Origin of the sequence: Paenibacillus graminis (assembly GCF_000758705.1) — a bacterium.
Lineage (GTDB): Bacteria > Bacillota > Bacilli > Paenibacillales > Paenibacillaceae > Paenibacillus_AQ > Paenibacillus_AQ graminis.
This window is the reverse complement of the sequence record NZ_CP009287.1, coordinates 1,924,231-1,939,861: the sequence shown is the minus strand read 5'-3', so window position 1 is coordinate 1,939,861 and position 15,631 is coordinate 1,924,231. Positions and strand designations below refer to the sequence as shown.

Here is a 15,631-nt window from a genome sequence, read left to right as displayed (position 1 = left end):
CCAGGCGAATTCATTTGGAGGGATGCATAAACTTACAGACACTGGAGAGTCGTTTTACTAGAAAAGCCATAAATAGAGAGAATAACTGGGAGGTAAATAATGTCTAAGAAATTATTATCCTTATTAATCGCGTTAACCCTGACGTTGTCCGGAATCCTTCCGGCAGCCTATGCCGGTGAAGTTGCAGCTGGGGCAGAGCCGCAAGTTCAGACCGCCCCTGCATCTGCGGCTTCCGGCGCTTCGTCTACGGTTACCGCAGAAGTCTATCAAACGGCTGTACCTACAGTATCCACAGAAGTCTACCAAGCTTCGATGACCGAGCCCAGAACACTGCCCATTACGCTGGCCCTTCCTGAAGGCGTAACGGCAGACCAGCTTACCTGGAACTTCGGCAGAACAGCGGAAGAGATGAAGCCGCTGGCACAGTGGAAAAAATGGAACAACGCTTCCAGTGTTAGAGCGTATACAGGAGATCCCTTCGTAAAAGTAAGCTATGCGCCTGCTTCACCTTCTACAGTAACTGCTCTGGTATACTTTGATATGCCTTTCGGCGTCAATTTGTCGATCAGCGGCATCCGTGCGGAGTATGTGAAACTTGCAGGTGTATACAACCTGACGGCAACCGCCCCTGACGGTCATGTGCTGGCGCAGCAGCAAGTGAAGCTGAACCCTTATGATACCTATCATACATATGATGAGATCAAACCGGCGATTGATAGAATTACCGCCGGCAGCAACAATAAATACGGCCGTTATGTGGAGTATCAGCAGATTGGAACGTCCACGCAGGGACGGGCGATCCACTTCTCCATCGTAGCCAAGGACAAAGCGTCCGTAGACCAATATTTGAACGAAACGCTGCCGTTGATGAACAATGACCCTGCTGCATTGCAGGAGATGATCAAAAACGGCCAGCTGCAAAACTATAAAGTGCCGGTCTGGCTGAACAACATCCATGCGGATGAAGCCAATGGTGTCGATGTCATTATTAAGTTTTTGGATACGCTGATGACCCAGAAAACCGTGAACTATAAAACGACTGATGCGGACGGCAATGTTGTTCCGGTGGCACTGGATATCGACAAGGCGCTGGACAACGTGATTTTCCTGCTTGATTATGTGGAGAATCCGGATGGGCGTGCGCTCAACACACGTGCAACTTCGACGCTGCTTGACCCGAACCGCGACAACTCCTACCAGACACAACCGGAGACTCAGGCCGTTACAGCGCAAATCGCCAAGTGGACACCGCTGAGCTTCCTGGATATGCACGGTTTCGTGAGCGGCTTCCTGATTGAGCCTTGTACACCGCCGCATGACCCGAACATCGAATACGATCTGGTCATGGACAATATGCTTGATCAGGCTACAGCTATGGGGAATGCCGGAATCGCTAATACCAAATATAATGCTTACCACATTCCTTATCTGGAAGCCGCGAAACTGAAGAATGATCCGGATTATGCTAATCCTTACGGCAATGCTACCGGATGGGACGATGCTTCACCGGCTTACACCGCAGTCTATGCGATGCACCAAGGGGCGCTTGGACACACCATTGAGGTGCCGGAGCTGAACGAGGATTCTCTGGATGCTTTCTACTATGCAGCACTGGCCGCTACCAATTATGTGCAGAATAACAAAGAGAAGCTGTTCCTGAACCAGCTGGAAATCTTCAAACGCGGCATGAACAATGAAGACCACAAAGAGGTTGACAAGTATTTGGTAAATGCTAAATATGAATCCATCGGCCGTAAGCGTGCAACGGAAGCAACGAACTTTTTCCCTGAATATTATGTGCTTCCAGTAGCCAAGGATCTGCAAAAAAACGAACTGGAAACGTACAAAATGGTGCAATACCTGCTTCGCAACGGAGTGAAGGTAGAGCAGACTACTACGCCAGTAACCGTAGATGGAGTCACTTATCCGTCAGGAACCTATGTAGTGAACATGCATCAGGCCAAACGAGGCTACGCCAACCTGGTTCTGTATGACGGGCTGGATGTATCCGACTTCAATGAAATGTATTCCGACACTGTACAAAATTTTGCCGACATGCGCGGATTTGACCGGTACATCAGCCGTACAGCCGGCGCATTCACCGGCAAGACCCAGCAAGTCAGCAGCATCGTCATTCCAACGACAGATCTGAATCAATACCGTTTTGAGCAAAACTACGTCATCCGCAACAGCAGCAACGATGCGATCAAAGCGGTTAACGAATTGCTTGCGGACAAAAAAGCGGTAACCCTGCTTTCGAATGGCGGACCCGGCTATGAAAAAGGCAGCTTCCTGGTCTCCAGATCGAACCTGAAAACTGTAGCGTCCAAATATCTCTTGGACCTTGTGCCGTTCAGCGCATCAGCGGACAAGGCAGGCAAGCTGCTCAAGCCGGCGAACGTAGGCATTGCCGGAGCACCTTCATTCATCCTGGCTGATCTTGGATTCAAGGTGACTACCGATACGGCTGCGGCTGATGTACTGGTCAATGCGGGCACCAGCCTGATTGCCAGCGGTAAACCGTTCATCGGATATGGGCGTACGATGCTTAGCAGTATTAAAGCCCTGAAAATTTTGCCGGGCCTGGATTACTCCAATCCGGTCAACAAATCTAATAACCCCTCAGCACACGAGGGCTTGTTCAAAGCAACTGTCTCGCAGGACAGCGTAATTACGGCTCCTTATGCAGATAACGAATACCTGTATACCGTATCCGCCGCTTATATCACAGCTGTGCCGGAAGGTGCTGAAGTCCTGGCGAAATACGGAACAGGCGGGGATTTCTTCAAAGCAGGCTGGTGGCCAAACAGCGATGCGGCAAAAGGTCAAGTCCTGGCCCTGAATTACCAGAAGGATAACGTCCATGTAACCTTGTTCGCCAACGATCTGCTGAACAAATATCATCCGCAGAACCAGTTCAGATTGCTGGCGAATGCGATCTATGCATCGTCTCCGGCAGCCACGGAAGCTGACGGCATGGATAACGGTGCACTTGAGCCTGAACCGGCTTCACCGTCGAATCCGGGTTCAAGTGTACCTGTCCCAACCGCAAACGCAGCGCCAACTGCGACACCGGCACCGACCGGAGCTCCGGCTGCACAGCAGCCAACCGCAACGGCTACACCAGCTCCGGTGGTCCATTTCACGGATTTAGGCAGAGTGGCATGGGCAGTATCTGCTATCGAAGAATTGACGGCTAAAGGAATCCTTAACGGCGTTGGCGGCAATGCGTTCGCACCGCTCAAAGAGGTAACCCGTGCCGAGTTCATCACGATGATTGTCCGCGCCTTTGGCCTCCAGACAGCGAATGCTTCGGCAGCTTTCAGTGATGTTTCTGCTGCGGATTGGTCTTACAGCTATATCGCTGCCGGAGTCAGCAATGGCCTGATCCGCGGTGTAGGCAACGGGAAGTTCGAGCCCAAACGCTCCATCACACGGGAAGAGATGGCGATCATCGCCGCGAACGCACTGACGAAGTTCAAAGGCAAATCAGTTACCCATGCCGATGCTGCACTTGCGAACTTCAAAGACAAATCGAGCATAGCCTCCTACGGTAAAAACGCAGTAGCGCTGCTTACCCAGGAAGGCGTTGTGAAAGGCATGACAGCCAACACATTTGCGCCAAAAGATATAGCCAACCGCGCGCAAGCCGCTGTCATGATCAGCAACATCATCAACCTGCAATAATCTGAACGAATGATAGGCAGTGAACGTGAACAGGGATGCCCCCGCCGCAAAGGCTGAGGGCATCCCTGTTTGCCGTAGAATTGTATATAAAACAAAAAGCAGCACTATAGCAGCTCGGCCAGTTTTCTTAACACAATATCTTCGGTGTGCACAACTTCACTAATCCTGGTGTCTATTTCGTCTAAGATTCTATCATTTTTAGTTATATTATATTTTATAGTCAGGTTCCGGATCGTTAAGGAGTGATTCACAACCTTCTCATATTCACTAACCAAATCGTGCATTCCCAAATTTAGATAGTGTATCCGTTCTATCATGCACTTCTTATGCTCCCATAAAAGGTGGGGAATACGGACATCCAAAACTTTAGGACCATTCATCACTTTTACTTGCTTGATTAGCCGCTGTATATAGCTGTATACTTCATGACCAAATATCCAATATTGTATATTCTGCACATAAGCGTGCGGCCCATCCACCGGAATTTGATCCCAGTAAATCCCTTGATTCATAGGTTTTGAGGATAAATAACCTTCTATTTGATCTCTCAGATGTGCGGTGCTAAGTGTATATTCGCCTTGTTTGCTATTAAGCACCCGAAACAGCCTGCGGAAGTGTTCACAAATATCGCTTTCCCAGGCTTTTATAAGCTGCCGGCAGGAAATCTCTGTTGTTATAAACTTGCCATTGTCCAGGTTATCCGCGATGTAAAATACACTGGCTCCATCATCATATCCGTATACAAGTACTGAATGTTCTTTGTGCATTTTTTGATAATGTGCGCTTTGCGGGATATAGAATTGATCCAAATAGAGCCAAATGTACTTGTTCTGGTTCAAATAACTGGTGACAGCATCCTTAATATTGAATGAGTATTGAGAGTAAATGGTTTTATGCGGCGGTTTGTACACCTCCAGCCATGGACATGAGGTTAAACCTTCCCCGTACTCAAAAAAAGTGAAATGATCCGTAAAATACAAAGTATCATCACAAGTGTTGATTCCGATGGATATGAAATTACTATAAAACCAAGGCAGATAGCTTTCATCCTTTGCAATAATCGAAAATAATGCAGCGTATACATTGTAAGTATGTAGCCTGGGTTCATACATTGGAAGAATCCTGCTGCTCATTTGCAATACTCTCCTAACGCCCCTCCCTGGAGGCGGCTTTTTTTGTTGGCAGAAACAGGCGGTTTCCCGTCAAGCAGACGAATCCTAATCCACGTTTGCTCCTCATAAAAACATGACATTTTTCGACATTTTAGTGCAATATGACTATTTATTGATAAATTATGATAATTATTGGAGGATATTCACTGCTTTCGACGAATTAATACCACAAGTTTATTATTTTCAATAAATCCATTTATAGACTTTATTCATTCAGATGATCCTCTCTATTTTGAAAGGAGTCGGTTATGAACTGGTACATTTTTTTTGTGAAGACAGGCGATGAACTTTGTGTAAAGGATTGGTTGAACAAAACTTTTGACAGAGAAACACTGTATTCTATCGTCCCAAAGAGAATAGTCCCCGAGAAAAAGAATGGAAAGCTTCTATACGTGGAAAAGAATTTGTTTCCAAGCTACATTTTCGTAAAAACAGTCATGGATTTCTCCACTTACTACTTAATCAAAAGGAATTCCAAAATTATTAAGATGCTAAACTATCTGAACAAAGAAGATTTAACCTGCCACAGAACAATCTCCGCACACAATAAACAGTCTGCTGTGCCTGCAACAGCGAAAGAGGAGCTGTACTTCAAGAAGATTCCCGAGGAAGAAATGTCGATTATTTTAAAGCTTTTGAATCAGGAGGAAGAGATTAATTTCTCCAAGGTCTACACCATCGAATCCAAGGTCTATGTGGAGTCCGGACCGTTAAAGGGACTGGAAGGCATTATCAAAAAAATTAACAAGCATACACGCCGGGCGAAAGTCCTGGTATCACTCATGGGTGATCAGCGTATCATCGAACTCGGCATTGAACTCATAGAACCTGTTGGCAGCAAAGAGCTAATCATGTAATCTTGTGATGAAGCAGATACTGCCTTTCTCTATGCGCTTAGGCGAATGCCGGAAGGCTACCCTTAAGGGAGGACTATCCTTGTTGCAAATCTATGCAGTCGCTATATCCCATTTCCCAAATACTCAGCTTATCCCCCTGCTCTCCTGTGTATCCAGAGAAAAAAGTGAAAAGCTATCCAGGTTTCATCACCAGGATGATCTGATTCGAGGGCTGGTTGGGGACCTGCTTGTCCGGAAAATGATTTCAGAGACATTTGCTGTGCCGGTAAAAAGGATTGTTTTTGGTACGAATTCATACGGCAAGCCCTATTTGGCTATACCTGACAACAACAGCTTTCATTATAATGTATCGCACTCTGGAGATTGGGTGGTCTGTGCCATCGATGACAGTCCTGTCGGTATTGATATTGAAAGAATTCAGCCCGTTCAACTTGAGATTTCCAGGCGTTTTTTTGCCCGGGAGGAAGTTGAATTCATTGAGGAAGCCCCCTCAGATGACCAAAGGCAAGAACGGTTTTTTGCGGTTTGGACGGCAAAAGAAAGCTATATCAAGGCGATCGGCCAAGGGCTCTCCCATTCCTTGAACAATTTTTCTACAGTCCGGGCAGGGAGTGTCGAAGGCTTGCGGGTATTTGATCATTGTGACTGGTATTTGAAGGCATACAGCCTTGATAACAACTACGCTCTTGCTGTTTGCGGACAGAAACCCCAGTCTTGTGAGACGGTCAGGGTGATTTCGCCCGATGCAATTATCCGGTATTTTCTGGACGGTCACGGGCAGCAAGATGTCCATGTCCATTAGGGCTGCCGGACGTTATAACAGGCTCCGTCGAAGTTATGACGGAGCCTGTTTACTATCATCTTCGCTCTGTTTTATAATCTCCCTGCAGTAATCCATAGATCTCCACATCAACGATTCCTTTACCGGACCATAACGTGGCCTGCCTTAGTGTGCCTTCATACTTGAAGCCATTTTTTAATAATACGCGTTTGGAGGGTTCATTTGCCGGCATCACTTCGGCTTGAATCCTGTTCACTTCCACCTCCTGAAACAAGAAGCGGACAACCCGGCTGACTGCCTCTGAGGCAATCCCCTTTCCCCAATGCGCTTCCGCTAAAAAATAGCCGATGGTTATCATATCTACTTTTTGATTGAAATCAAAAGCTTCTATGATCCCGGCCAGTGTGTCCTTGTCGTTATTGGCAAAGATCCCCCACTTCACTCTCGATCTTTTAAGAAAGTCTCTTTCAAAGTGCCCAATCATGGTTGCTACGGTAGCTTTATTGTGCTTGGGTATAATCCCGCAATACTCAAAAACTGTATCGTTGTCATAGATGCCAAAAACCTCTTCAAGGTGGCTCTCATCAATCTTTTGGAGTGTTAACCCATCGGACACAAGCATCGGAAATTGGCTGAATAAATGGTGTGTATTCACTGCTGTTCCCCTTTCAAGATGACGGAAGCACGCTCTGTCTTTTCAATAAATCTCCCAGACCTGTTCCTAGATTACTGGTAATAATCTGAACTATTTCTATAAATCCGCTAATCAGCTCACCGATAGTTTCTTCTGAAAACAACGATTCGAAATACGTTATTTCCAGCCCCAGGCTGTTGTTCTCCTGCACTACAATGAAGTGAAGATCGAATTTGCCCGGCACATTGTCGTGCCCGAACGGGACCATGTCAATAGCGTCAATTTGTTCTGCTGCGTCCATTTCGGCAAATTGAAACATTACAGTGAATAATGGCTGTCCCCGGAGATTGCGGGATACATTCAGTTTCTCCACCAGACTGTCAAGCGGATAATCCTGATTTTCATAGGCTTCTATCAGCTTGTCTTTCACCTGATTCAAATATTCCTGAAATGACAGATTGCGGCTGGCAAAGAAGCGGACCGCCAGTGTATTGACGAACATCCCGACTATATTATCCAAGCCCTCATGATGTCTTCCCGAGGTTGGCATCCCTACGACGATATCCTCACAATCTGACAGCTTAGACAGCAAGGCGGTGAAGGCAGCCATCAGCACCATAAACAGCGTTGATTCTGTTGTTTGCGCCAGACGGTGCAATTCAGAGGCGGTTTTGTCATCCATGGCAAAATAGGCTGTTCGGGAAGAATCTTCCCCTGCCCGCTGTTCTGTGCGGCGGTCAGCCCACGGAAGCGCGGGGACAGGCTCCTGGAATACTCCAAGCCAGTACTCCTCCTGCCGGTTCCATTCCTCAGTGCCCGCCAGCTGATTCTGCCTTACCGCATAATCTTTATATTGGTGCTTCAGGATATCCAAATCTCTGTTCTCATACAGAGCTGCCAGGTCCTTTAGCAGAATGCTTACAGAAGCACCGTCTGTTATGATGTGGTGCATATCCATAATCAGTACGTTTTCTTCCCGGTCTGTAAGCCGTATGAGTGCGGTCCGGAAAAGGGGCGGCTTATCAAGACGGAACGGTCTGACAAAGTCTTGGATCAGCAGTAGCGTTTCTGTTTCGCTTAGCTCATATACCGGAAAAGCAAAAGACACGGCAGGATTGACCTTTTGCCTCAGCATGCCGCTGCCCGCGTCCAGTTCGAAGGTGGTCCGCAGCGATTCATGACGGTTGACAAGTTTCTTCAGGGCCCCGCCAAGTCGCCCGGCGTCAAGCATCCCCTTAATTCTGCGGATGACAGGAACGTTGTAAGCCGTGCCTCTCCCCGATAGCTTATCTGCCATAAACAATCTTTTTTGCGCCGGGGAAGCTGGATAATAAGTTTCCTGCTTGCGTTCTGCTCCCGACAGCATGTCAATCTCCGACAGCCGCCGGTCCAGGTTGCCGGCCAGATGCTGCACTATATTCATATAATGTTGAAGGAAGCGCTCTACCGTGTCTCTGCGGAACAATTTCGTGCAGTACTCCAGGCTCAAGCGAAGGCTGCCGTCTTTTTCTTCAGCGGCTTCCAGCGTAAGATCGAATTTGGCAATGCCGTTATTGACCGGGTAAGCCGTCATCTGCACATTTTTGAGGCCCGGGGTATACCCCTCCATATTCTGCAGGACAAACATGGTGTCAAACAATGGATTCCGGCTGAAATCCCGGGGCAGCTGCAGCTGTTCAATCAATTGTTCAAACGAGAATTCCTGATGCTCATAGGCTTTCAGACAGCTCTCCTTCACTTCAGCCAGAAAGCTCCGCACGGTCTTGTCCCTCTGCGGGAAGCTCCGCAGCGCCACGGTGTTGACGAACATCCCCACCATAGATTCAAGCTCGGCATGCCTTCTTCCTGCAAACGGCGAACCCACGATGATGTCCTCTTGCCCCGTATATTTGTGCAGCAGCACATCATACGCGGCCAGCAACACGATAAACAACGTTGTGTCCGTGGCCTCCGCGAGCTTCTTCACCTCTGCCGACCGCTCTGCGTCCAGCCGGATGCTCAGCTTATCCCCTTCGAAGCTCTGCACCACGGGCCGGGGGTAATCCGCCGGCAGATCCAGCACCGGCAGTTCCCCTTGGAACAGCTCCAGCCAATAGCGTCCCTGCTCCCGCATCGTACTGCTCTGCCTGGATTGCGCGGATTGCCAGATGGCATAGTCCTTGTACTGTATCCGCAGCGGTTCCAGCACCTCCCCTTCATAGAGCGCCGCGAACTCCTTCAGCACAATATCCTGGGACACGCCGTCGGTAATCATGTGATGCATATCCAGCAGCAGCAGATGCTCCTCCCGGCCTGTCCGGACCACCTTGACACGGAACAGCGGGCCCGTCCTCAGCTCAAACGGACGGACAAACGGCCCGATCAGGGAACGGTGATCGCCGCCGGGGACCTCCTCATACTCGAAAAATCCGGTAGCCTGGGGCAGCACGCGCTGGACCACGGTATCCCCGGTCATTTCGAAGCAGGTCCGCAGCGCTTCATGCCGCCGGCTGACCGCCGCAAACGCCGCCTCGCAGCGGACCGGGTCAAACGGTCCCTGCACCTGCGCGGCCCAGGTGACATGGTAGGCGGTGCCAATCGCCTCGAATTGCTGCAGGACGTACAGCCGCTCCTGCTGAGACGAGAGCCAGTAATATGTCTGCTGCGGGTCTGCCTGCGGGATGGGCACGAAGCGCTGCTTCGGCGCTTCCCGGATCAGCCCGGCCAGCTGCCGGACCGTCGGCGCCCGGAACAGCTTCTGAATCGGGAGGCTGACGCCGAACGCCTTCTTGATGCGGGCAAGCAGGGCAATCGCCTTCAGGGAGTGGCCGCCCAGGCGGAAGAAGTTATCCTCCGGGCCGATCCGCCCCACGCCCAGCACCTCCTGCCAGAGCACGGCCAATGTCTGCTCGATCTCGTCCGTGAGTACAGCATCGTCTCCCGCTGCGCCGGTTCCGGCGCTCGGGTCCGGCAATACCCGGCGGTCTATCTTTCCGTTGGGCGTCAGCGGCATGGCCTCCAGCAGCACCACGTGCTGCGGAACCATATAGGCGGGCAGCTTCGCCTCCAGCTCCCCGCGCACCTGCTCAGCGGTGGCACCGGGCGCTGCCACCGCATAGGCGCACAGCATGGTGTCTCCCGCTGCATCCCGTCCGGCGGTTACCACCGCTTCGTGTACCCGGGGGCTGTCCAGCAGCTTCCGCTCAATCTCCTCAATCTCAATGCGGAACCCCCGCACCTTCACCTGGTGGTCCACCCGCCCAATGAACACGATATTGCCGTCCGGCCGCCGCTTCACGATATCCCCTGTCCGGTATACGGTCTCTTCCGGCAGGTCCGTGCTGTGCACGAAGCGTTCCTTCGTCAGCTCCGGCGCATGGTAATAGCCGCGCCCTACCCCGGCGCCCCCGATGCACAGCTCCCCTTCCACGCCTTCAGGGACCAGCTTCAGTTCGGAGTCCACCACATACAGCCGCACGTTGTCAATCGGTTGGCCGATGGGCAGCTCATCCCCGCCCGTCCAGTCTTCGCTGCGCAGCCGGTAATAGGAGGCGATATCCGTACATTCGGTCGGGCCGTACGTGTTAACGATGTCGGCCCGGCACACCCCGCTGCGCAGCCAGGGTCCCAGCCTGGTCATATGGACCGGCTCCCCGCCGAGAAATACTGCGCGCAAGCTGCCCAGCTGGCGATATCCGCTGTCTGCCGCGCACTCCACCAGCGGGTAGAACGCGCTGGGTGTGCAGTTAATAACCGTAATGCCTTCCCGTTCGATCGTCTCCGCCATGTGCTCATAATCGTACAGGCCCGGCTCGAACAGCACCAGCCGTCCACCGGTTACCAGGGCCGCATACAGATTTTTCTGCGCCAGATCGAAGCTGGCTGAGGCAATTTGCAGGATGCGCTCCTTCTCGGTAAAGGCGAACTCCCGCGTGTACCAGTGGAGCAGATTCACAAACGAATGCGATGTGATCATAGCCCCCTTCGGATTCCCCGTCGAGCCTGACGTATAGAGCACGTACATCAGCCGCTCAGGCCGGTAGACAAGCGGCAGGTTACCGTCCGGCCATTCCGCCGCCAGCAGCTCCTCAATGACCACAGTCTCGGCTTCGCTAACCGCCGCGTGGTCCCTGAACTTGTGCTGCATAAGCAGCAGCTTGGCCTGGGAATGGCGCAGCAAGTAACGGAGCCGCTCCGCCGGATAATCGGGATCAACGGGAGTGTAGGCCGCTCCCGCCTTGAGCACCCCGAGCACTGCGACCACCAGCTCCGGCGACCGCTCCGCCATGACGGCTACAATCTCCTCTTCCCCGATTCCCCTCGCGTGAAGCGCATGTGCCACGCGGTTGGACTGCTCGTGAAGCTGCCGGTAGGTCAAATGCCGGCTTCCCAGCGAGACCGCAACCGCCTCCGGGCGCTTCAGGACCTGCTCTTCCAGCAGACCGGCGATGCTCTTCCCGTAAGGATAGGGGACGGATGTAGGGTTCCATCCCTGAACCAGCCGCTCGCGCTCTGTTCCCGACAGCATATCGATCTCCGACAGCCGCCGGTCCAGGTTGCCGGCCAGATGCTGCACTATATTCATATAATGCTGAAGGAAGCGCTCTACCGTGTCTCTGCGGAACAATTTCGTGCAGTACTCCAGGCTCAAGCGAAGGCTGCCGTCTTTTTCTTCAGCGGCTTCCAGCGTAAGATCAAATTTGGCAATGCCGTTATTGACCGGGTAAGCCGTCATCTGCACATTTTTGAGGCCCGGGGTATACCCCTCCATATTCTGCAGGACAAACATGGTGTCAAACAATGGATTCCGGCTGAAATCCCGGGGCAGCTGCAGCTGTTCAATCAATTGTTCAAACGAGAATTCCTGATGCTCATAGGCTTTCAGACAGCTCTCCTTCACTTCAGCCAGAAAGCTCCGCACGGTCTTGTCCCTCTGCGGGAAGCTCCGCAGCGCCACGGTGTTGACGAACATCCCCACCATAGATTCAAGCTCGGCATGCCTTCTTCCTGCAAACGGCGAACCCACGATGATGTCCTCCTGCCCCGTATATTTGTGCAGCAGCACATCATACGCGGCCAGCAACACGATAAACAACGTTGTGTCCGTGGCCTCCGCGAGCTTCTTCACCTCTGCCGACTGCTCTGCGTCCAGCCGGACGCTCAGCTTATCCCCTTCGAAGCTCTGCACCACAGGCCGGGGGTAATCAAGCGGCAGATCCAGCACCGGCAGTTCCCCTTGGAACAGCTCCAGCCAATAGCGTCCCTGCTCCCGCAGGGTCCCTCTCTGCCCGGATTGCGCGGATTGCCTGTTCTGCCCAGATTGTACGGATTGCCAGATGGCATAGTCCTTGTACTGCATCCGCAGCGGTTCCAGAGCCGCACCTTCATAGAGCGCCGCGAACTCCTTCAGCACAATATCCTGGGACACGCCGTCGGTAATCATGTGATGCATATCCAGCAGCAGCAGATGCTCCTCCCGGCCTGTCCGGACCACCTTGACACGGAACAGCGGGCCCGTCCTCAGCTCAAACGGACGGACAAACGGCCCGATCAGGGAACGGTGATCGCCGCCGGGGACCTCCTCATACTCGAAAAATCCGGTAGCCTGGGGCAGCACGCGCTGGACCACGGTATCCCCGGTCATTTCGAAGCAGGTCCGCAGCGCTTCATGCCGCCGGCTGACCGCCGCAAACGCCGCCTCGCAGCGGACCGGGTCAAACGGTCCCTGCACCTGCGCGGCCCAGGTGACATGGTAGGCGGTGCCAATCGCCTCGAATTGCTGCAGGACGTACAGCCGCTCCTGCTGTGACGAGAGCCGGTAGTATGCCTGCTGCGGGTCTGCCCGCGGGATGGGCACGAAGCGCTGCTTCGGCGCTTCCCGGATCAGCCCGGCCAGCTGCCGGACCGTCGGCGCCCGGAACAGCTTCTGAATCGGGAGGCTGACGCCGAACGCCTTCTTGATGCGGGCAAGCAGGGCAATCGCCTTCAGGGAGTGGCCGCCCAGGCGGAAGAAGTTATCCTCCGGGCCGATCCGCCCCACGCCCAGCACCTCCTGCCAGAGCACAGCCAATGTCTGCTCGATCTCGTCCGTGAGCGCAGCATCGTCTTCCGCTACGCCGTCTCCCGCTGCGCCGGTTCCCGCGATCCCGATTGTCGGCTCCGGCAATGCCCGGCGGTCCAGTTTTCCGTTGGGCGTCAGCGGCATGGCCCCCAGCAGCACCACGTGCTGCGGAACCATATAGGCGGGCAGCTTCGCCTCCAGCTCCCCGCGCACCTGCTCAGCGGTGGCGCCGGGCGCTGCCACCGCATAGGCGCACAGCATGGTGTCTCCCGCTGCATCCCGTCCGGCGGTTACCACCGCTTCGTGTACCCGGGGGCTGTCCAGCAGCTTCCGCTCAATCTCCTCAATCTCAATGCGGAACCCCCGCACCTTCACCTGGTGGTCTACCCGCCCAATGAACACGATATTGCCGTCCGGCCGCCGCTTCACGCTATCCCCTGTCCGGTATACGGTCTCTTCCGGCAGGTCCGTGCTGTGCACGAAGCGTTCCTTCGTCAGCTCCGGCGCATGGTAATAGCCGCGCCCTACCCCGGCGCCCCCGATGCACAGCTCCCCTTCCACGCCTTCAGGGACCAGCTTCAGTTCGGAGTCCACCACATACAGCCGCACGTTGTCAATCGGTTGGCCGATGGGCAGCTCATCCCCGCCCGTCCAGTCTTCGCTGCGCAGCCGGTAATAGGAGGCGATATCCGTACATTCGGTCGGGCCGTACGTGTTAACGATGTCGGCCCGGCACACCCCGCTGCGCAGCCAGGGTCCCAGCCTGGTCATATGGACCGGCTCCCCGCCGAGAAATACTGCGCGCAAGCTGCCCAGCTGGCGATATCCGCTGTCTGCCGCGCACTCCACCAGCGGGTAGAACGCGCTGGGTGTGCAGTTAATAACCGTAATGCCTTCCCGTTCGATCGTCTCCGCCATGTGCTCATAATCGTACAGGCCCGGCTCGAACAGCACCAGCCGTCCACCGGTTACCAGGGCCGCATACAGATTTTTCTGCGCCAGATCGAAGCTGGCTGAGGCAATTTGCAGGATGCGCTCCTTCTCGGTAAAGGCGAACTCCCGCGTGTACCAGTGGAGCAGATTCACAAACGAATGCGATGTGATCATAGCCCCCTTCGGATTCCCCGTCGAGCCTGACGTATAGAGCACGTACATCAGCCGCTCAGGCCGGTAGACAAGCGGCAGGTTACCGTCCGGCAGCTCCGCTGCCAGCAGTTCCTCGATGTTCACAGTCTCGGCTTGGGTCTCGGCTCCACTAACCGCCGCCCGGTCCCAGAACTTGTGCTGCATAAGCAGCAGCTTGGCCTGGGAATGGCGCAGCAAGTAACGGAGCCGCTCCGCCGGATAATCGGGATCAACGGGAGTGTAGGCCGCTCCCGCCTTGAGCACCCCGAGCACCGCGACCACCAGCTCCGGCGACCTCTCCGCCATGACGGCTACAATCTCCTCTTCCCCGATTCCTCTCGCGTGAAGCGCATGTGCCACGCGGTTGGACTGCTCGTGAAGCTGCCGGTAGGTCAAATGCCGGCTTCCCAGCGAGACCGCAACCGCCTCCGGGCGCTTCAGGACCTGCTCTTCCAGCAGACCGGCGATGCTCTTCCCGTAAGGATAGGGGACGGATGTAGGGTTCCATCCCTGAACCAGCCGCTCGCGCTCTGCTCCCGACAGCATGTCGATCTCCGACAGCCGCCGGTCCAGGCTACATGCCAGATGCTCCGCCAGATCCGCCACAATGTTCACATAATGGTGAAGCAGCCGCTCCATCGAACCTTTTGAGAACAGAGCTGTATCATACTCCAGTTTCAGTTGAATCCCGTCTGCTGCTCTTTCGGGCACCAATGCAAAATCATATTTATCCCAACCCGTTTTGACATCCCCCGTCTGGAATAAGGCATCGAACAGGGGATTTCTGCTCGGATCACGGTCAAGTTCCAGCTTTTTCACCACTTCGGCATAAGGGATGTGCTGAGAATTCCTGGCTTGCGCACAAATAGAATTAATGCTATTTACATACTCTTGCCAAGTTGCAGTCCAATCCACCTGCCCCGCCAAAACGGTGAGACCTGCGTCCCCTCCCGAGCCGGACCGCAGAAGCGAGCCGTAAGCCCAGCCGACCAAGACGGTATCCTGGCCTGCATATTTAGAGAGCAGCACAATGTAACATGCAAGCAGCGCGGTCTCGACAGATACCGTTTCACTCTCCGCCAAACGCTCAAGCTTGCCGGCAAGCTCCTCGCTTATCCGGAGCATGGCAACCTCACCTGCATAGCTTTTGACAGCCGGACGGACATAATCCAAAGGCATATTTAACGGCGTGCCGTTGTCTATAATGGTGTGCCAGTATTCGCCCGCTTCCCCATCAAACGTTGACTGTACGGGTTGCATCTGCAAGGGTCCCTCTGTATGGCTAATACCTGAAGGGTCCTGTTTCATGATCCGTTCTCCTTTAGCGATAAAATA

6 protein-coding genes are annotated in these 15,631 nt (G+C 53.4%); 3 read left to right on the top strand and 3 right to left on the bottom strand.

Translation table 11 applies throughout. The features are described 5' to 3' along the window. Positions 1–99: 99 nt before the first annotated feature. On the top strand, positions 100–3,687 hold the full coding sequence (locus tag PGRAT_RS31140) for a M14 family metallopeptidase (protein ID WP_051424718.1): 3,588 nt from the start codon (positions 100–102) through the stop codon (positions 3,685–3,687). Between the two features lie 104 nt (positions 3,688–3,791). Here the strand turns inward: PGRAT_RS31140 and PGRAT_RS07895 are convergent, their stop codons facing one another. Continuing rightward, positions 3,792–4,820: a cysteine peptidase family C39 domain-containing protein gene (locus PGRAT_RS07895; protein WP_025705249.1), complete on the bottom strand. Its 1,029-nt coding sequence runs from the start codon at positions 4,818–4,820 to the stop codon at positions 3,792–3,794. Positions 4,821–5,107: 287 nt separating this feature from the next. Between PGRAT_RS07895 and loaP the strand changes: the two genes are divergently transcribed. Beyond that, a complete protein-coding gene (gene loaP, locus PGRAT_RS07890; RefSeq protein WP_025705248.1) occupies positions 5,108–5,716 on the top strand; it encodes an antiterminator LoaP in 609 nt (202 codons plus the stop codon). Positions 5,717–5,795: 79 nt separating this feature from the next. After that, complete coding sequence (locus tag PGRAT_RS07885) at positions 5,796–6,518, top strand: 4'-phosphopantetheinyl transferase family protein (RefSeq protein ID WP_051424717.1); 723 nt, start codon at positions 5,796–5,798, stop codon at positions 6,516–6,518. Positions 6,519–6,573: 55 nt separating this feature from the next. Here PGRAT_RS07885 and PGRAT_RS07880 read toward each other — a convergent pair whose 3' ends face one another. After that, positions 6,574–7,152: a GNAT family N-acetyltransferase gene (locus PGRAT_RS07880; protein ID WP_025705246.1), complete on the bottom strand. Its 579-nt coding sequence runs from the start codon at positions 7,150–7,152 to the stop codon at positions 6,574–6,576. Between the two features lie 13 nt (positions 7,153–7,165). Beyond that, entirely contained in the window at positions 7,166–15,604 is an 8,439-nt protein-coding gene (locus PGRAT_RS07875) for a non-ribosomal peptide synthetase (RefSeq protein WP_052415702.1), read from the bottom strand. Between the last annotated feature and the right edge of the window lie 27 nt (positions 15,605–15,631).